Genomic DNA, 17257 nt, shown 5'->3' on the forward strand with positions numbered 1-17257 from the left:
TGCCGGCAAGCGTCGGCTGATGCCGCTAAAGCCCGTGGCTTTAGCGGCATTCAGGGATTACTTGACGCCTTGACCGATCAACACCCCATTAATGGTTTGGCCATAAGCATTGACGCCGTCATTGGCGTGAAACTTGACCCGGGTTTTTTCCACTGACCCTTCAACCAACCGCGGATCCTGCGGCCGTTCGTGGGTGTTTACATACGCCGCCACATCCCAGGCTTGTTGGTCACTCAAGCTGTTGGCCTTGCCCAGCGGCATATTGTGTTTGATGAACGAGGCAGCGGTATTGATCCGGTGCATGCCCGCCCCCCAGTTGTATGAATCTTTGCCCCATAGCGGCGGCATTACGTAGTCCCCTCCCGATTTCTGCCCTTGCCCGCTGTCACCGTGGCAAATGGCACACTGATCCTTGTACACCGCCGCACCGCGCGTCAGGTTGTACCCCCCTTCAGGCTCGGGTACGTCCGGGTAACCGCGGCCTGGCAACTCAACCCCCGTAGGAGCCTTGGTCGAAAGCCAGTAGGCATAGGTCGACAGCGCAGTGATCTCTCTACTGTCGGCCGCTGGAGGCGTGCCCCCGTTCATGCTGAATTGAAAACACCCCTGCAAGCGCTCGGCAAAGGTGTTGACCTTGTCGTTCTTCTTTCGGTACGCCGGGTACATGGGGTAAGCGCCCCAGAGTGGTGCCGAATTGGCCATGCGGCCCTGGTCCAGGTGGCAATTGGTGCAGTTAAGCCCGTTGCCCACAAATTGCGGCGCCTGGCGTTTGGTGTCGACAAACAGGGCGTAGCCGTCCAGGACCATTTTGCCGTAGGCGTTGTCCGGCAATTCACTTTGCAGTGGCGGTTGAAAATAGACCGTAGCCTGATCGGCTGTGGCGGGTGTCTGAATCTGGGACTGGTCTTCCATCGCAATGGTCGCGGCATAAGCCCCGGAGCTCAGGAAGATCGAAATGGCACACACTGGCGTCAGCATTTTCATGGGGAAACCTCCTTGTGACCCACATTGGCGAAATACTCGGACACCGCCTTGATTTCATCCTCGGTCATGGCCTTGGCGATATGGCCCATCAAGTCATTGGGATCATTGTGCCGGGTGCCCTCTCGCCACGCATTCAACTGCGCCGTCAGGTACATCGCAGGTTGATTGGCCAATGGCGGGAACGCGCTCCCCACCCCCACCCCGCCAGGCCCATGACAACTGACACACTCAGGGATCTGCCGATCCCAGGCGCCGCGCAGGGCCAGTTTTTCGCCCAGGGACGTGGGCATGCTGCTGCGGTTGATGGCAGGCACTTCAGGCGCTGGCATCGCCGCGATGGCAGTGGTGACAGCGGTTATTTCCTGGTCGGTCAGCGCCTTGGCCAGCGGTTGCATCACGGGGCTGACCCGTTTGCCGCTTTGAAAGTCGTGCAACTGCTTGCTCAGGTAATCGGCAGAAATTCCCGCTAATCGCGGAAAACCGGCTGGCGCAAGCCCCATGCCATCTGCCCCGTGGCATGCCACGCAGGCGGTAGCGCCCGGCTGGGCTCCACCTTGCAGGTAGATGTTTGGGGACGGCTGCGCCGCCTGAACGTGGGTGAAGACGAGCAACATCAGGCTGCCAAGAAGCGTTGGTTTAAGTGGAATCATGGCCACTCCATTATTGTTATAAGCTTAGGCCTACAAAATATAAGCACATAGAGCCTAGGAGACTTCCCTGCCCCTCACAAGATTGAATTGAGCCTGATCCGAACGCGAGGCGAAAAAAAACCTGACACCGCGCAAGGCAGTTGTCAGGTTCGGGGGGCTGTGGAGCGCTGGCTGAAACGCCCGCTCACTCGCCTGAAATACAGTGTGTAGCGGCCTTGCGGATGTCGCCCGGTCGAACCGGCACATTCGACATGCTTTCGTAGACCTTGATGCTGCTACCACCGGAGCGTTCTTCGATATCAATGACCGCTGTAGGATTAGACGTCAGCTTTTGCGGGACGATGATTCGAAACCCTTCCTTGTGCGGTTCTATCTGTGGTGCCCTGCGCGTCTTGGACAGTTGCTGCACCAGGCATTGAGCGTAAGCATCCGGCTTCTTGCCAGAAATCACACTCATGGTGGGAAGAGTCTGTTCAATATCCGTGACGGATGCACAACCACCCAAAGCCAGCACCACCGCTAGTACGCCCCACTTCATATACATTCTCCGTTAAAGACCCTACGACAGCAGAAATTCAGGATTTCTCCCTGGGCATAGTGAATAAATACTCAATAGTGGCGGATTATCCACGTTTTACGTCAAACTCACCTGCATCACGGCATAATACTCGGCTTTAGCCCCCTGACTGGACTAAAGCACATGCTATCGTGCTGATTTTTAAGCAGATTCCCATTCTGGAGCCCAAATGAAATTTATTCACCAGCGTGAGCACCTCAACGAGGATGACATTGTTGTCATCGAGTGCTCCCAACCTTGCAACATCCGCCTGATGAGCGATGCGCACTTTCGCAGCTTCAAGAACGGTGGGCGCCACTCCTACCACGGCGGCGCGTTCAAAGATTTTCCGGCCAGAATCACTGCACCAAGCACCGGTTTCTGGAACATCACCATTGACACCGTCACCAGCCGGGCAATCAGCGTCACTCGCAAGCCGAGCTTCCAGCCGACCATTAAAATCGTGCGTCGCTCCAGCTCCAAACTTCGCTAAACCAAGGCAGGAAATACCGTGCAAACCACCAAGTACGTCATCAAGTACAAACTCAATGGCGAACGCCGCTTCGAGTTTGCCCAGCTTCAGACTGGCTCGGAAACTGAAGCCCGCGAAGCACTTGAGAAGATCCACAGCGATGCCGACGATGTCATCACCGATATCAAGGCAAGCAAGGCGCTCTAAAGTCCATGGACTTGTTTGCCGAGCAGGACCTGCAACAGCCCGCCCGTGTCGAGCGCATCAGCGCCCAGGCGTTTGTGCTTCGCGGGTTTGCCCTGCCCGCAATCAAAGAGCTGCTGACGGCCATCGATTCAGTCCTGCTCCAATCACCCTTGCGCCAGATGCAGACACCTGGCGGCTTTACCATGTCCGCCCGTTTGAGCAGTTGCGGTGATTTGGGCTGGACGACTGATCGCGATGGTTACCGCTACAGCCCTGTCGACCCCCTGAACGCCTGTCCTTGGCCGGACATGCCGGGTGTCTTCCTGGCACTGGCCGAGGCTGCAGCCAAGACTGCAGGTTTCGAGGGTTTCGTACCCGATGCCTGCCTTATCAACGCCTATGCCCCGGGCGCCAGGATGTCGCTGCATCAGGACAAGAACGAGCGCTCGTTCAGTGCGCCCATCGTGTCGATTTCCTTGGGGCTGCCAGCGATTTTTCAGTTCGGCGGATTTGAGCGAAGCGACCCGAGCCAACGTATTTCTCTGTTCCATGGCGACATCATGGTGTGGGGGGGTGTCGATCGATTGCGCTTTCACGGCGTGATGCCCATCAAACCCGGACACCATTCGTTATTGGGTGAACAGCGGATCAATATCACCCTGCGCCAGGCTGGCTAAGCCGCTTTTCAGACCCCGCAGCCCTCCCCGTGCCGCAGGACCTTATAAAGCGCTGTATATATTTTTATATAGCGGATATCTTTCCTGCGCCCAAAACAATTTGATAACCATGGGCTGCCCCCGTCTCTAATGGAGTTTTGTCATGAATGTTCGTGCCCGCCCCTTTATTCCCACAGCGCTAGCAGCATTGATCGGGTGCCTTGCATTCACCTCTGTCCAGGCGGATGAGGTGCAGGTTGCAGTGGCCGCCAATTTCACGGCGCCGATCCAGGCCATTGCCAGGGATTTTGAGAAAGACACCGGGCACACATTGATTGCAGCCTACGGCGCCACCGGTCAGTTCTATACCCAGATCAAAAATGGTGCGCCATTCGAAGTGTTTTTAGCCGCCGATGACACCACGCCAGAGAAGCTTGAAAAAGAAGGCGATATCGTCCCCGGCTCGCGCTTTACCTATGCGATTGGCACCCTGGCGCTGTGGTCCGCCAAAGAGGGTTACATTGATGGCACTGACAAAGCATTGTTGGCCAATCAGTTCAAACACTTGTCCATCGCCAACCCGAAGGCTGCGCCCTACGGGCTGGCAGCCACTCAGGTACTGGCCAAGTTAGGGCTGACGGATAAAGTCAAAACCAAGATCGTTGAAGGCCAGAACATCACCCAGGCCTATCAGTTTGTTTCCACGGGTAATGCCGAACTGGGTTTTGTAGCCTTGTCGCAGATCTACAAAGACGGCAAAGTCAGCAGCGGCTCTGCCTGGATAGTCCCCGAGGTGATGCATGACCCGATCCGGCAGGATGCCGTTATCCTCAAAAAAGGCGAGAACAACCCTGCCGCCAAGGCCCTGGCGGACTACCTGAAAAGTCCCAAAGCCACTGCCATCATCCAATCCTACGGTTACCATCTCTAAATGCCGCTCACGAGTGCTGACTTTGCTGCGATCTGGCTGACCCTGCAACTGGCGTCATTGACCACTGTTATCTTGCTGATTGTCGGCACTCCCATCGCACTGTGGCTGGCGCATACCCGGTCACGGTTGCGTGGCCCCATTGGGGCGATCGTGGCACTGCCTCTGGTGTTGCCGCCCACCGTCATTGGCTTTTACCTGCTGCTGACGATGGGGCCCCACGGCTACATCGGGCAATTCACCCAATTCCTGGGGCTCGGCACCCTGACCTTCAGTTTTGCCGGGCTGGTGATTGGCTCGGTGATTTACTCCATGCCTTTTGTCGTACAGCCTTTGCAGAACGCATTCACGGCCATTGGCCCCAGGCCGCTTGAAGTGGCTGCCACCCTGAGGGCAAATCGGTGGGATACCTTTTTCACCGTTATCTTGCCCCTGGCCAGACCCGGCTTTATCACCGCCGCGATTTTGGGCTTTGCCCATACCGTCGGTGAGTTTGGTGTGGTGCTGATGATTGGCGGCAACATCCCGGAAAAAACCCGGGTGGTCTCGGTGCAGATTTACGACCACGTCGAGGCGCTGGAATACGCTCAGGCACACTGGCTGGCGGGCGCAATGGTGGTGTTTTCTTTCCTGGTGCTACTGGCGCTGTATTCAAGCCGCAAATCTCAAACCGGCTGGAGCTGAGCATGTCCTCGATCAACCTTCGGCTGCAGCACAGCTACCCCGGCTTTGCCCTGGACCTGGACCTGCAACTGCCGGGCAAGGGTGTGACCGCACTCTATGGTCATTCTGGCTCGGGCAAAACCACCTGCCTGCGCTGTATTGCCGGGCTTGAGCGTGCCAGCAACGCCTATGTGCAGATCAACGATGAAGTCTGGCAAGACAGCCAGGCAGGTTTCTTCGTCCCGGTGCACAAGCGGGCGCTGGGATATATCTTTCAAGAAGCAAGCCTGTTTCCCCATCTCTCTGTGCGGGCCAACCTGGAGTTCGGTTTGCGCCGCATTGCGCTCAAGGATCAACGGGTTGATATGGCTCACGCCACGCAGTTGCTGGGAATCAGCCACCTGCTGGAGCGCGCACCGAACAATCTGTCAGGAGGTGAACGTCAACGGGTGGGCATCGCCCGGGCGCTGCTGACAAGTCCAAGGCTGCTGCTGATGGACGAGCCCCTGGCCGCGCTGGACAGCCAGCGCAAGGGTGAAATCATGCCCTATCTGGAGCGTTTGCACGCCGAACTGGATATCCCGGTGCTGTACGTCAGCCACTCCCAGGATGAAGTTGCGCGCCTGGCGGACCACATTGTGCTGCTCAGTGAGGGCAAGGTACTTGCCAGCGGCCCGATTGGCGAAACCCTGGCCAGGCTGGATCTGCCCCTCGCCCGGGGGGATGACGCTGGAGTAGTGATTGAAGGCAAGGTCTGTGATTACAACCACCCCTATCAACTGCTGACCCTGCAATTGCCCGGCAGCACCGAGCTGTTGAGAGTTGCCCATGCCTCAATGGCCATCGGCCAGACGTTACGCGTCAAGGTCCAGGCACGGGACATCAGCCTGAGCCTGAGCCCTGGCGAGCACAGCAGCATCCTCAACAGCCTGCGTGTGACTGTCGTGGGCGAAACCCCTGCTGACAATCAGGCCCATGTCCTGGTACGCCTTGATGCCGGCGGTACAGCCTTGCTGGCACGGATAACCCGTTATTCGCGGGACCAGCTCGGGCTGTGTGTTGGGCAGACGCTTTGGGCGCAGATCAAGGCGGTGGCGGTATTGGCCTAATTCATTTGCCGCCGGTGATTCATGAAGCAGCGAACGGTCGCAATCATAAGGCCAAGCATCAGGCCCATAATCACACCCAGTGCGACTATCAGACCCTTTTTGGGCTTGATCGGATCAAGCGGCGCCTGTGCCTTGCGGTCAACACTCACCAGACCAAGATTGCTCATGTCTGTGCGCAGATTGCCAAGGCGGTAGGCTTCGGCCCGTAACGGCTCAATATCCTTGAGAAACACGTCTTCATTTGAGCGTTTACCGAGCATTTCGACCTGGCGGTTGACCTCAAGCAATTGCATTTTTTTACGGATCTGCGAAACGCGCTTATCCGTAAAATCGTCCGTTGTGCGCTTGAGTAACACTGCACGCTCGGCCTCAAGGGCTTGGAAGCCCATGAAGTACTGCGGGATGCCTTGGGACGTGATTTCAGTGCGTACCAGTCTGGAAGACGAGCCTTGTGCTGCATCAGCCATCGCCGCAGGCGTGGTCGGATGTTTGATCCCCAGTGATTTGGCGATAGAAATCGCTTCATCAAGCTGATTGATGCGCCCATCTCGCTCTATTTTGAGCTGCATGCGCAAGGCTCTCAATTCATCCCCTAACGTTGCCCGCTGCAGCTTGTCCGACTCAACTAAATAAGCAACTTTCCCTTCTTTTTCAAGAAGATAGCTTGAGCGAGCAGAATTGATTTTTGTGTCCAGCTCGCTGAGTCGGTTATTAATGATGACTTTTAGATCGGCACTGATTTGATCTCGCTGATTATTGATCGCGTATTCAATAAAACCATTAAGAATCTCAACGCCATTGAGATTTTCCGGGTAATTAAGCTCCAACTTTATAAAGGAGTTCAGTGCATTAGCCCGGCTGGGGTCAGGACGGGTCAACGTAATTGCATCACGGTTAAATATTTCAAAACTCTGCTCAAGGGTTTCCCCTTTTTTTTCCAGCGGCTTGAACAAGTCCTGGTGGGCCATGAAATAATTATGTCGGTTTTCATAGGACTCGAGCGCCGCGCCAACTTTCAGCAAAGCGTCTGCAGCAGGGAGTGTGTAGACCTCCGAGCGGTTAAGGGCGTCGAGCTCATTAATGGCTGCAGGACGCAATAAACTGCTGGTCTGGTAGACCTGTTGCGCAAATGACACATAGCCAAAGGCTATTACTCCAACTAGTACCGTAGTCGCACCGATTAACTTTTTTTGCTGCCAAAAAGAGTGGAGCAAATCAAAAAAATCTATCTCAGCATGAATATTTTTGAGTTGCGGATCTTGACGGACGTTCAAATAAATGCACCTTATAAGTCTAGTTATTGCAAGGTGCGCACCTACAACAGGAAAAGGTCCGAGCCTTACAGATTATCTCAAGGAAAAATCCGAACTCATTGTAAATGAGTGCTCATAGAACGATAAAAACGACGAAGCGCAAAGTAATTTCCTACAACTTTGTGAAATTTAAGACTATTCCTACATTTTTGTAAGCGTATGCCTACAAAGAATAAAGAAAGTAGCAGCATATCCTTACCCGCTATAACGAAATGCCCACTTCACGAAGGCACACCCGCGTGGTCTGTGTAATTATTGCCGCCACAAAAAAGCACGCTTACGTGTGGGGTAAGAATCAAGATGGATATTTTTCAGGCAATGCGCGTGTTCGTGCGCGTCGTCGAAACGGGCAGCTTCACCGCTGCGGCGCAGGTACTGGGATATTCCACTGCGCAAACCTCGCGGTTGCTGTCTGAACTGGAGTCTTCGCTGCAAGCCCGGCTGTTGCAGCGCAGCACCCGACGCCTGGCACTGACCGAGGTAGGGGCACGCTACCTGGAGCGCTGCCGAATGATCCTGGGGGAAATCGAAGACGCCAATGCCGAAGCGGCTGGGGCGCACCTGATACCCCGCGGGCATTTACGGGTGCAATCCACCACAGGGCTTGGCATCCAGCTGCTGGCACCGCTGGTGGCCCGCTACACAGAGCTCTATCCGCAGGTCAATGTCGACCTGACGCTGTCCCAGCGCCAACCGGACTTGCTCGAAGAAGGCCATGACGTTGTGATTACGCTGTCTGCCAACTTGCCGGACTCGGAGCTGATCGGCCAACCCCTGGGCAGTATCTTCAGTGTCATCAGTGCCGCGCCTTCCTACCTGAAGGGACGGGAAGTTCCGAAAACCCCGGACGATCTGCACGAGCACCGCTGCCTGCACCTGGTTGACCCCCTGTTTACCGACAGCTGGACCTTTCGCGATGCTGAGGGCGAGCAAGTGATCCGCCCCGGCAACATCTTCCAGGTGAACGTCGCCGAGGCAATGGCACAAGCGGCCGAGGCCGGGCTTGGCGTGTGCCTGCTTCCCGACTACGTGGCCGTCAGTTCTTATCAGCGCGGTTCTTTGGTACGCCTGCTGCCGCAGTATCGGCTGCACGAAAAAAGCATCTACGCGCTCTACCCTTCCCGGCGGTTTCTGGATGCCAAGGTCAAAACCTGGGTCGAGTTTCTCAAGCAGGAAATACCGAAAGTGCTTGAAGGGCACCAGGCCATCGTCGATGACCCGGAGCACTGGGCTTAAATCGATTGAAGCGCTGTACGCAGTTGCTCACGCAGGGAAATGGCGGTGCGATCAAACTCCAGCGGCGTGACGGAAATCCCGCCCTGCGTCACGACCTGAGTCTCAGTGTCAACCGCTTCGGGGTGCTGATGGCGAGTGATACTTAGCCAGTAATACTTGGCCTCACGAAAATCGGTGCGCTCTATCGCGTCCACCCCATCCATGCGACCGGCACCCTGGCGAGTGATTTGTATCGGCCCGGCTTCATCCGCCGGAACGTCCGGGAAATTGATGTTCAGGCACGCCGATTGCTCCCAGCCCTTGCCCAGCAACTGGCGGATCACACCAGGGGCCAAGGCGCGAGCGGTGTCCCAGCGTACAAAACTGCGACGGGTGAAGTACTGGCTCAAGGCTATGGACGGAACCCCCATCAGCAAACCGGTCATCGCGGCCCCAACGGTGCCGGAAAACAGCGTTTCAACCCCCAGATTGGCGCCTTTGTTGATACCTGAGAGCAACAGCTTCGGTGGTTTGTCCATCAACTGCTGCAAGGCCATTGCGACACAGTCCGCAGGTGTCCCGGATACCGAAAAGCGTCGTTCACCGCGTTTTGTCACGCGCAACGGGTGATGAATGCTGATGGCCGTGGAAATACCGCTTTGGTCATGATCCGGTGCGACCACCCAGACTTCGTCCGCCAACTCGCGGGCCACTTCCTCCAGCACTGCAAGGCCCGGAGCGTCGATGCCGTCGTCGTTGGTGATCAGGATTCGTTCGAGTCGAGCGTCTGGCATGGGTAAATTCCTTTTGTGGGTTGGCGGCAAGCCTGGGCAACGCGATCGACTCCCGACTTGCCGCCTGCAGCTTAGATCCCCTGCAAGGCCAGATCCATTGCAAAGTAAGTCAGGATCATGTCGGCACCGGCGCGCTTGATCGAACCCAGGCTTTCGCGCACCACACGTGCTTCGTCGATGGCACCCGCCTGGGCGCCGAACTTGATCATCGCGTACTCACCGCTGACCTGATACGCCGCCAAAGGCAGATGCGAGGCCTGGCGGATATCGCGAATGATGTCCAGGTAAGCACCGGCAGGCTTGACCATCAGCACGTCTGCGCCCTCTTGTTCGTCCAGCAGGGACTCGCGAATCGCTTCACGGCGGTTCATCGGGTTCATCTGGTACGACTTGCGATCGCCGGTAAGGGCGCTCCCGCCCGCCTCACGGAACGGGCCGTAGAGTGCCGAGGCGAACTTGGTGGAGTACGCCATGATCGAGGTATCGATAAAACCGGCACCATCCAGAGCGCTGCGGATAGCCTGAACCTGGCCGTCCATTGCGGCCGATGGCGAGATAAAGTCCGCGCCGGCAGCGGCAGCCGCTACAGCTTGTTTACCGAGGTTGATCAGAGTCGCGTCATTGTCGACACCATGGTCGTGCATCACGCCGCAATGACCATGGGAGGTGTACTCGCAGAAGCAGGTGTCACTCATGACGATCATGTCCGGCGCAGCATCCTTGCTGATGCGCACCATGCGCGACACCAGCCCGTCTTCACGCATTGCATCGCTGCCGGTGGCATCCAGATGGTGAGACACACCGAACAGCATCACCGACTTGATGCCCGCACGGGCATAACGCTCGATTTCACCGGCCAGTTTCGACTCAGGAATACGCATTACGCCAGGCATGCTGGTGATGGGCACGAAGTCGTCGATCTCTTCTTCGACGAAAATCGGCAGCACCAGGTCGTTCAGGCTGAATTCGGTTTCCTGGAACATGTCGCGAAGGGTCTGGGAGCGGCGCAGGCGGCGCGGACGAACGGCGGGGAACTGGTTAGGCATCATGGTTCCTGATGGGCAGATTCAAAAAACAGACGAGCCTTGGCTCAATGGCGGAACAAATACAGGATTGATCCCGCAATTGCAAAACATCCGCCCTACGTGCGGCCGGTTGTCGCGGGGTGTGTTTACTGGGGAACGGAGCCTAATTACAGCGGTGCTTCAGGTAAACCCCATTGCCTGCATCGCGAGCAAGCCCGCTCCCACAGTTGCCCTGTCAGGTTGAGCATTAGTGAACAGCACGGACCTGTGGGAGCCGGGGTTGCTCGCGATGGCATTACCGCCGGTTGAACATTTCGGAAAAAAGCGTAATATCGCCCCCCATGATTCTTGAACAACTCAAAGCCCTGGGTAATGACACTCGCATGCAAATGATGGAGTGGCTCAAAGACCCGCTCCGCAATTTCCCGCCTCAGGATCACGGTGATCCCGCGATTGGCGTGTGCGTGACCCATTTGCAGCACAAGGCCGGGCTGTCCCCTTCTACGGCGTCAGCGCACCTGGCCATTTTGCAACGTGCAGGTTTTGTCCTGACTACGCGCATTGGCAAGTGGACGTACTATCGACGCAATGAACAGGCGATCGATGACTTTGCAGCTAGGCTGAAAATCGAGTTGTAATTTTACCCATACATTTCGTTATTTCGCGCAATGTAAAAACATGAGGAAATCCCATGAGTACTAAAACCCTCTTCGTCCTACCTGGCGGCGGTTATCACAATGTAGTCGTTGGCAGCAGCGAAGTCAGTGTGCCGGCCAGTGGTGAAATAACTGTAGGTTTACGCGCCAACTCATTGAACTATCATGATTTTGCAGTAGTAAGCGGTATGTGGGGACCCAGCGAAAAGCGCATTCCCATGGCCGATGGTGCAGGTGAAGTGATTGCGGTGGGCGCGGATGTCAGCGACTTCAAGGTCGGCGATTCGGTGGTCAGTACCTTTTTCCCGGAATGGATCGCCGGCACCCCGCTGGTTGAAGGTTTCGTTACCGTACCCGGCGATGGCATCGACGGCTATGCCCGCGAGCAAGTGACCGCCAAAGCCACATCGTTCACCCTGGCACCCACCGGCTGGAGCCACGCCGAGGCGTCGACCCTGACCACCGCAGGCCTGACAGCGTGGCGCGCGTTGATGGCCGATGACTCCCTCAAGCCGGGTGACACGGTGCTGATTCAAGGCACGGGTGGCGTTTCGATTTTCGCCCTGCAATTCGCCAAAATGGCCGGTGCCACGGTGATCGCCACCTCCTCCAGCGACGAGAAACTGGAGCGCCTGAAAGCCATGGGCGCAGACCATGTCATCAACTACCGCAAAGACCCGCTCTGGGGCGAGACAGCCCTGGCCCTGACCGGTGGCCGCGGTGTCGACCACATCATTGAAGTCGGCGGCCCTGCGACCCTTGAGCAGTCGATGATCGCCATCCGGGTTGGCGGGCATATCTCGATCATTGGCATCCTCAGCGGTGTCAGCGGCGCGATGAACTTTGTACCGATGCTGATCAAGCAAGTTCGCCTGCAAGGCGTACTCGTCGGCAGCCGCAGCCAGCAGCAAGACATGGTTCGTGCAATCAATGCCAACGGCATGCGCCCGGTGATTGATCGTCACTTCCCTCTGACCGATATGGTCGAGGCGTTCAAGTACCAGGAAACCAACCAGCATTTCGGCAAGATCATTCTGGATATTTAACCGCCCCATCGCCGGTGGCGCATTGACAGTGCGCCATCGGCTTCTCTAGATTCAGGCTTTTGCCCAAAGAGCCTAGCCCGATGAGCCTTGAATCCGTACGCGCCTTTTTTCACGCCAACGCCCCTGATCTGCACATCATCGAATTGGCCACGAGCACGGCGACGGTCGCACTGGCTGCCGAAGCCCATGGCGTTGAGCCCGGTCAAATTGCTAAAACCCTGGCCTTTCGAGTCGGCGAACGCAATGTTTTGCTGGTGGCACGGGGTGATGCACGCATCGACAACAAGAAATTAAAAGACGCCCTGGGCAGCAAAGCCAAAATGCTGGACGCCGAAACGGTCGTCGCACTCACCAGCCACCCTGTGGGGGGCGTCTGCCCTTTCGGGCTGGCGACTGAATTGCCCGTTTACTGCGATATTTCCCTTCAAAGTTTTACCGAAGTCATGCCCGCGGCCGGGGCCACTCACACTGCCGTAAAGATTTGCCCGTCGCGCATGGCCGACCTGGTCAACGCGCAGTGGGTTGACGTCTGCCAGCCTCTCCCTGCCGCTTAAACACAGGTGCAATGCTCTAGCGCGGGCCTTTCAGCGATGTTAATTGTTCGACAATGTAGAAAATACAGTTGCGATCGATTATCATCCGCTACTCGCGCAGCACCCTCCAACGCCATTTCAAAAACATTAAAACGTCGCAGGGTGCTGTTTTAAGGGAATAACCTGAGGCGCTCATGCACCGCTTTACTTTCAGCAAATCATTGATTTGCGCAACATTGGGGATCGTCAGCCTGCCGGCTTTCGCTGCATTGCAACCAGAGTCAGAGGCTGCCCTGGCGGGCGAAACGCAAAGAACCTGCCATTTCAACAAAGACACCAGCACCGATTGCACCACGACCTACCGTTACACCATCCTCACCAACAATGGCCGAGAGATGCTGTCACGTATCGACTTCAGTTTCCCTGAAACGGATCAACTGGAGATCATCAACGCTCAATCCACACAACCCGGCGCCAAGCCGGTGGCCCTGGCTCAATCGCAAATCGACACGCGCATGGCGCCTAACCCGGACAAAGGTTTCCTGCGGGCCAGCCAGACCTCGATTGCCTTCCCGAACCTGCGCATTGGCACCGAGCTTACCTACACCGTACGCGAGCATACGGTGGGCAAGCCGCTGATGGACCACTTCCATTACCTCATGACGTTTGGCCCGTCCCCTGCCCGCTCGGATGGCTTTAAAAGCACGTTTACCGCCGAGCGGCCGATTGTGTGGCGCAGCGAGATGATGGAAGACTTCACGTTCACCCCGTCTGCCGACAACAAGACCCTCGTGATCGAGCAGAAAAGACCTCTTTTCGTGAATTACATCAATGAAGCCGGCAACGCCTACATCCGCCAGATGCCCCGGGTTGAAATCGGCAGCTCCAGCCAGGTACAGGATCACTTTGGCAACCTCGCCAAACGCTACAACGAAATCGTGACTGCCGGGCTGCCTGTGAGCGCAGCCAAGACCGTTTCAGGGCTCAAGGGTCTACCCCCCGCCCAACAAGTATCCGGGCTGATGCAATACATCCATGATCAATACCGCTATATGGGCGACTGGCGCGCCACTGATCGCGGTTACGTGCCGTTCACCCTGGGCGAGATCGAAGACCGTGGCTACGGCGACTGCAAGGATCTTTCGGTACTGCTAACCGCCATGTTGAAAGCCAGCGGCATCACCGCCCAAACAGCCTGGGTCAGCCGGGGCACCAACCCGCTGGGCCTGTTGTTGCCTGGTACCAGTTCAGCCAATCACGCCATCGTGCGGGCTGAAGTCGATGGACAGGTCTGGTGGCTTGATCCGACCAACCCCGTGTTCTTGCCGGGCCGTAGCATGCCTGACATCCAGAATCGCTGGGCGCTGGTCATCGATGCCGATGGCAAGGTGCGCCAGGATCACATCCCTGAAGAGCAACCGAGCCTGAGCATGGACGTGAAGAAGTTTGAGCACTTCAATCGCGATGGCCAGGCTCGCACCACCGCTGAAGTCGAAATGGGGCAGATGACGCTGATGCAACTCAACTACGCCGACACTGATTCGGGGGTCAGTGCTACCGACCTGAACCTGTGCAACCACTTTGGCAAAGAGATCACTGACTGCAAGATCAGTCGGGATAAAACCGGCTTTGTGGTGCCCGAGCGTTACACGGTACACGCCACCCTGACCAACCTTCGTGCACTGGAGAACCTGTCCGGGCAGCAGATCTACAAGCCGGCATTCATGAGCGAGCGCTGGGACAGCTTGATGAACTATCGCCGCACCGGGCAACTGGCTGACTTGTACATGGCCGATCCAGAGAAACTGACCTACGACATCACCCTTTCGGGCGCCAAGGTCGGCAAGGAAATCAAGTCCTGCAAGGTGAACTCACCGTGGTTTGATATGGAACTGAGCAGCAAACGCAGCAAGGATAAATACCGCTACCAGTACTCCATCACGCAAAAACACAGCTGGTTGAGTCATGACGAGATCATGAGCGCGCCGTTCGAAGCCATGCTCCAGCAGGCCCGTGCCTGCAACGAAAACATGCAACAAGTGGTGCAACTCAGTACCAGAGGCTGATACCTGCCAGCCTGGTCCTTCAAGCAGCCTGGCCCCATTGCGGGGCCAGGCTTTTTTTTGCGGGTGTTACGCGATGGCGGTGTCTACCAGCACTTGAGCTTCCTCAACCAGAAGGTTCAGGTGATCGTCGCCGATAAAGCTCTCGGCGTAGATTTTGTAGATGTCTTCAGTGCCCGAAGGACGTGCAGCGAACCAGCCGTTTTCGGTCATGACCTTGAGCCCGCCGATGGCCTGATTGTTGCCCGGGGCATGGCTGAGGATCCGGGTAATGTCTTCACCGGCAAGGCGCGTGGATTTGACTTGATCAGGTGACAATTTTCCCAGCAGCGCTTTTTGCTGCGGGGTTGCCTTGGCATCGACCCGGGTCGAGAACGGAAGACCGAGGTCTTCGGTCATTTTCTGGTACAGCTGGGACGGATCGCGACCTGTACGAGCCGTCATCTCTGCGGCCAATAGCGACGGAATCAGGCCATCCTTGTCGGTGGACCAGACGCTGCCGTCCAGGCGCAAGAACGAGGCACCGGCACTTTCTTCGCCGCCAAAGCCCAGCGAGCCTTCGAACAGGCCATCGGCAAACCACTTGAAGCCCACCGGCACTTCATACAAGCGGCGATCCAGGCGTGCAGCTACGCGGTCAATCAGGCCACTGCTGACCACGGTCTTGCCCACCGCAGCATCAGCGCGCCATTGCGGGCGATTCTGGAACAGGTAGTCGATGGACACCGCCAGGTAGTTGTTCGGCGCCAACAGACCGCCTGATGGCGTGACAATGCCGTGACGGTCGTGATCCGGGTCACAGGCAAAGGCCACGTCGAAACGTTCTTTAAGCCCGATCAGACCTTGCATGGCATAGCTGGAGGACGGGTCCATGCGGATCCGGCCATCCCAGTCCACGCACATGAAGCGGAAAGTCGGATCGACTGTGGTGTTCACCACTTCCAGATTCAAGCCGTAGTGTTCGCCGATCGCGGACCAGTAGTGCACACCTGCGCCACCCAGGGGATCAACGCCCAGGCGCAAGTTGGCGCCACGAAGGATGTCCATGTCGATCACGTTTTTCAGATCGGCAACATAGGTGTTCAGGTAGTCATGGCGATGCGTCGTGCTGGCTTTGAGCGCCTGCTCGTAACTGATGCGCTTGACCCCGGCCAATCTGGCCGCGAGCAGTTCGTTGGCCTTGGCTTCAATCCATTTGGTGACATCGGTATCGGCCGGGCCACCGTTAGGCGGGTTGTACTTGAAACCACCGCTTTCTGGCGGGTTGTGCGACGGGGTAATCACTACGCCATCTGCCAGGCCAGTGGTGCGGCCACGGTTGTAGCAGATGATTGCGTGAGAAATGGCCGGAGTCGGCGTGTACTCATCGTCAGCGGCGATCATGGTTTCGACGCCATTGGCTGCAAACACTTCCAGGGCACTGGCGCCCGCTGGAGTCGACAGCGCGTGAGTGTCGATACCGACAAACAACGGACCATTGATGCCCTTCATCTGACGGTAGAGGCATATGGCCTGGCTAATGGCCAATACATGCCACTCATTGAAGCTCAGCTCGAACGAACTGCCACGGTGTCCGGATGTACCAAAGGCGACACGCTGGGTGGCGATCGATGCATCGGGTTGACCGGTGTAATAAGCGGTCACCAGTCGCGGTATGTCGACCAGCAATTGAGCCGGGGCCGGTTTGCCCGCAAGAGGACTGAGTGTCATGCAAAACCTCGGGAAATTAATGATTCGGAGGAAAAAAGGCAGTTTACTGGCAGTTCGACATTGGCGCGAAGTAATCTATCCACACCAAGGGGTCTGTTTTGCACTTTAATGCACTATTGGTTGTCTGAGCTTGATCCAGACACCTTGTTTAACTCTCCTGGATGTACATTTCAGCTCTGAATTAAGGAAAGCACCATGAAACCACTGGTGATCAGCGCAGCCGTATTACTCTCCCTGAGTACGCTGTGCAGTGTGGCCAACGCAGCCAAACTGGAAGACGTCGCCCCCTACCCTAAAGCCGAACCGGGCTTTAGCCGCCAGGTCATTAATCTGCCAAAACAGAAAAATGAAGACGACTACAAGGTTCAGATCATTGCGGGCAAGACATTACAGGTCGACTGCAACCAGCAGCGCCTGGGCGGCAAGCTGGAAGAAAAAACCCTCAAGGGCTGGGGCTATCCGATGTATCGCCTGAACAAGGTCACCGGCCCCATGAGCACGATGATGGCCTGCCCCGAAGGCAAGGCACATCCCGAGTTTGTTCCGGTGGTCGGTGATGGCTTCATGCTGCGCTACAACAGCAAACTGCCCATCGTGGTCTACGTCCCCAAGGACATCGAAGTGCGTTACCGGATCTGGTCTGCGTCCAAGCAGATCAAGCAGGCCGTGAGCGAATAAGTGTCATTGCGGGAGCGGGC

19 protein-coding genes are annotated in these 17257 nt (G+C 56.7%); 12 read left to right on the top strand and 7 right to left on the bottom strand.

Features of this window, described 5'->3' with window-relative positions:
- Positions 1-57: 57 nt before the first annotated feature.
- The 3 genes from AACY07_RS16515 to AACY07_RS16525 form a co-directional block, all read right to left on the bottom strand.
- A complete protein-coding gene (locus AACY07_RS16515; protein WP_133078070.1) occupies positions 58-984 on the bottom strand; it encodes a c-type cytochrome in 927 nt (308 codons plus the stop codon).
- On the bottom strand, positions 981-1634 hold the full coding sequence (locus AACY07_RS16520; RefSeq protein ID WP_133078069.1) for a c-type cytochrome: 654 nt from the start codon (positions 1632-1634) through the stop codon (positions 981-983). The genes AACY07_RS16515 and AACY07_RS16520 overlap by 4 nt, the downstream gene beginning before the upstream one ends.
- A 184-nt stretch (positions 1635-1818) precedes the next feature.
- Complete coding sequence (locus AACY07_RS16525) at positions 1819-2172, bottom strand: hypothetical protein (protein ID WP_339476180.1); 354 nt, start codon at positions 2170-2172, stop codon at positions 1819-1821.
- A gap of 208 nt (positions 2173-2380) precedes the next feature.
- Here AACY07_RS16525 and AACY07_RS16530 point away from each other — a divergent pair, with 208 nt between their 5' ends.
- The 6 genes from AACY07_RS16530 (at position 2381) to modC (ending at position 6204) form a co-directional block, all read left to right on the top strand.
- Entirely contained in the window at positions 2381-2683 is a 303-nt protein-coding gene (locus tag AACY07_RS16530) for a DUF1883 domain-containing protein (RefSeq protein WP_003445729.1), read from the top strand.
- 18 nt (positions 2684-2701) lie between these two features.
- The gene (locus AACY07_RS16535) at positions 2702-2869 is read left to right on the top strand and encodes a hypothetical protein (RefSeq protein WP_219261862.1); all 168 of its coding nucleotides are present in this window, start codon (positions 2702-2704) and stop codon (positions 2867-2869) included.
- A gap of 5 nt (positions 2870-2874) precedes the next feature.
- A complete protein-coding gene (gene alkB / locus AACY07_RS16540) occupies positions 2875-3525 on the top strand; it encodes a DNA oxidative demethylase AlkB (protein WP_339476182.1) in 651 nt (216 codons plus the stop codon).
- Between the two features lie 142 nt (positions 3526-3667).
- Positions 3668-4435 (top strand): molybdate ABC transporter substrate-binding protein, encoded by a 768-nt coding sequence (modA, locus tag AACY07_RS16545; protein ID WP_326426907.1) that lies wholly within the window; start codon positions 3668-3670, stop codon positions 4433-4435.
- Entirely contained in the window at positions 4436-5116 is a 681-nt protein-coding gene (gene modB / locus AACY07_RS16550; RefSeq protein ID WP_019822781.1) for a molybdate ABC transporter permease subunit, read from the top strand.
- Between the two features lie 2 nt (positions 5117-5118).
- On the top strand, positions 5119-6204 hold the full coding sequence (gene modC / locus AACY07_RS16555) for a molybdenum ABC transporter ATP-binding protein (protein ID WP_339476184.1): 1086 nt from the start codon (positions 5119-5121) through the stop codon (positions 6202-6204).
- Here the strand turns inward: modC and AACY07_RS16560 are convergent.
- Positions 6201-7478: a Wzz/FepE/Etk N-terminal domain-containing protein gene (locus AACY07_RS16560; RefSeq protein WP_339476186.1), complete on the bottom strand. Its 1278-nt coding sequence runs from the start codon at positions 7476-7478 to the stop codon at positions 6201-6203. The genes modC and AACY07_RS16560 overlap by 4 nt on opposite strands.
- Positions 7479-7817: 339 nt before the next feature.
- Here AACY07_RS16560 and AACY07_RS16565 point away from each other — a divergent pair, with 339 nt between their 5' ends.
- A complete protein-coding gene (locus AACY07_RS16565) occupies positions 7818-8753 on the top strand; it encodes a LysR family transcriptional regulator (protein ID WP_133078064.1) in 936 nt (311 codons plus the stop codon).
- On the opposite strand, the gene surE is transcribed toward AACY07_RS16565, so the two are convergent.
- Together surE and hemB are read right to left on the bottom strand one after the other, a co-directional pair.
- A complete protein-coding gene (surE, locus tag AACY07_RS16570; protein ID WP_339476189.1) occupies positions 8750-9526 on the bottom strand; it encodes a 5'/3'-nucleotidase SurE in 777 nt (258 codons plus the stop codon). The genes AACY07_RS16565 and surE overlap by 4 nt on opposite strands.
- A gap of 71 nt (positions 9527-9597) precedes the next feature.
- A complete protein-coding gene (hemB, locus tag AACY07_RS16575) occupies positions 9598-10572 on the bottom strand; it encodes a porphobilinogen synthase (RefSeq protein WP_133078062.1) in 975 nt (324 codons plus the stop codon).
- Between the two features lie 320 nt (positions 10573-10892).
- Here hemB and AACY07_RS16580 point away from each other — a divergent pair, with 320 nt between their 5' ends.
- From AACY07_RS16580 to AACY07_RS16595, 4 genes are all read left to right on the top strand, one after another.
- On the top strand, positions 10893-11189 hold the full coding sequence (locus tag AACY07_RS16580) for an ArsR/SmtB family transcription factor (protein ID WP_133078106.1): 297 nt from the start codon (positions 10893-10895) through the stop codon (positions 11187-11189).
- A 53-nt stretch (positions 11190-11242) separates the two neighbouring features.
- Positions 11243-12253 (top strand): zinc-dependent alcohol dehydrogenase family protein, encoded by a 1011-nt coding sequence (locus AACY07_RS16585; protein WP_339476192.1) that lies wholly within the window; start codon positions 11243-11245, stop codon positions 12251-12253.
- A gap of 80 nt (positions 12254-12333) precedes the next feature.
- Positions 12334-12807 carry a YbaK/EbsC family protein gene (locus tag AACY07_RS16590; protein ID WP_339476193.1) on the top strand — a complete coding sequence of 158 codons (474 nt, stop codon included), beginning with the start codon at positions 12334-12336 and terminating at the stop codon, positions 12805-12807.
- A 173-nt stretch (positions 12808-12980) separates the two neighbouring features.
- Positions 12981-14852 carry a DUF3857 domain-containing transglutaminase family protein gene (locus AACY07_RS16595; protein ID WP_339476195.1) on the top strand — a complete coding sequence of 624 codons (1872 nt, stop codon included), beginning with the start codon at positions 12981-12983 and terminating at the stop codon, positions 14850-14852.
- 66 nt (positions 14853-14918) lie between these two features.
- Here the strand turns inward: AACY07_RS16595 and pgm are convergent, their stop codons facing one another.
- On the bottom strand, positions 14919-16559 hold the full coding sequence (gene pgm / locus AACY07_RS16600; protein WP_339476197.1) for a phosphoglucomutase (alpha-D-glucose-1,6-bisphosphate-dependent): 1641 nt from the start codon (positions 16557-16559) through the stop codon (positions 14919-14921).
- A 195-nt stretch (positions 16560-16754) separates the two neighbouring features.
- On the opposite strand from pgm, the gene eco reads away from it, so the two are divergent.
- On the top strand, positions 16755-17237 hold the full coding sequence (eco, locus tag AACY07_RS16605; protein ID WP_133078057.1) for a serine protease inhibitor ecotin: 483 nt from the start codon (positions 16755-16757) through the stop codon (positions 17235-17237).
- The last annotated feature ends 20 nt before the right edge of the window (positions 17238-17257 follow it).

It is taken from the genome of Pseudomonas sp. RL_5y_Pfl2_69 (assembly GCF_963970465.1).
Lineage (GTDB): Bacteria > Pseudomonadota > Gammaproteobacteria > Pseudomonadales > Pseudomonadaceae > Aquipseudomonas.

Coding starts and splice junctions, on each gene's coding strand:
- modC (WP_339476184.1), top strand. CDS start 5,119: ATGTCCTCGATCAACCTTCGGCTGCAGCACAGCTACCCCGGCTTTGCC.
- AACY07_RS16515 (WP_133078070.1), bottom strand. CDS start 984: ATGAAAATGCTGACGCCAGTGTGTGCCATTTCGATCTTCCTGAGCTCC.
- AACY07_RS16520 (WP_133078069.1), bottom strand. CDS start 1,634: ATGATTCCACTTAAACCAACGCTTCTTGGCAGCCTGATGTTGCTCGTC.
- AACY07_RS16585 (WP_339476192.1), top strand. CDS start 11,243: ATGAGTACTAAAACCCTCTTCGTCCTACCTGGCGGCGGTTATCACAAT.
- AACY07_RS16580 (WP_133078106.1), top strand. CDS start 10,893: ATGATTCTTGAACAACTCAAAGCCCTGGGTAATGACACTCGCATGCAA.
- surE (WP_339476189.1), bottom strand. CDS start 9,526: ATGCCAGACGCTCGACTCGAACGAATCCTGATCACCAACGACGACGGC.
- AACY07_RS16590 (WP_339476193.1), top strand. CDS start 12,334: ATGAGCCTTGAATCCGTACGCGCCTTTTTTCACGCCAACGCCCCTGAT.
- AACY07_RS16595 (WP_339476195.1), top strand. CDS start 12,981: ATGCACCGCTTTACTTTCAGCAAATCATTGATTTGCGCAACATTGGGG.
- AACY07_RS16565 (WP_133078064.1), top strand. CDS start 7,818: ATGGATATTTTTCAGGCAATGCGCGTGTTCGTGCGCGTCGTCGAAACG.
- AACY07_RS16525 (WP_339476180.1), bottom strand. CDS start 2,172: ATGAAGTGGGGCGTACTAGCGGTGGTGCTGGCTTTGGGTGGTTGTGCA.
- eco (WP_133078057.1), top strand. CDS start 16,755: ATGAAACCACTGGTGATCAGCGCAGCCGTATTACTCTCCCTGAGTACG.
- AACY07_RS16530 (WP_003445729.1), top strand. CDS start 2,381: ATGAAATTTATTCACCAGCGTGAGCACCTCAACGAGGATGACATTGTT.
- alkB (WP_339476182.1), top strand. CDS start 2,875: ATGGACTTGTTTGCCGAGCAGGACCTGCAACAGCCCGCCCGTGTCGAG.
- modA (WP_326426907.1), top strand. CDS start 3,668: ATGAATGTTCGTGCCCGCCCCTTTATTCCCACAGCGCTAGCAGCATTG.
- hemB (WP_133078062.1), bottom strand. CDS start 10,572: ATGCCTAACCAGTTCCCCGCCGTTCGTCCGCGCCGCCTGCGCCGCTCC.
- pgm (WP_339476197.1), bottom strand. CDS start 16,559: ATGACACTCAGTCCTCTTGCGGGCAAACCGGCCCCGGCTCAATTGCTG.
- modB (WP_019822781.1), top strand. CDS start 4,436: ATGCCGCTCACGAGTGCTGACTTTGCTGCGATCTGGCTGACCCTGCAA.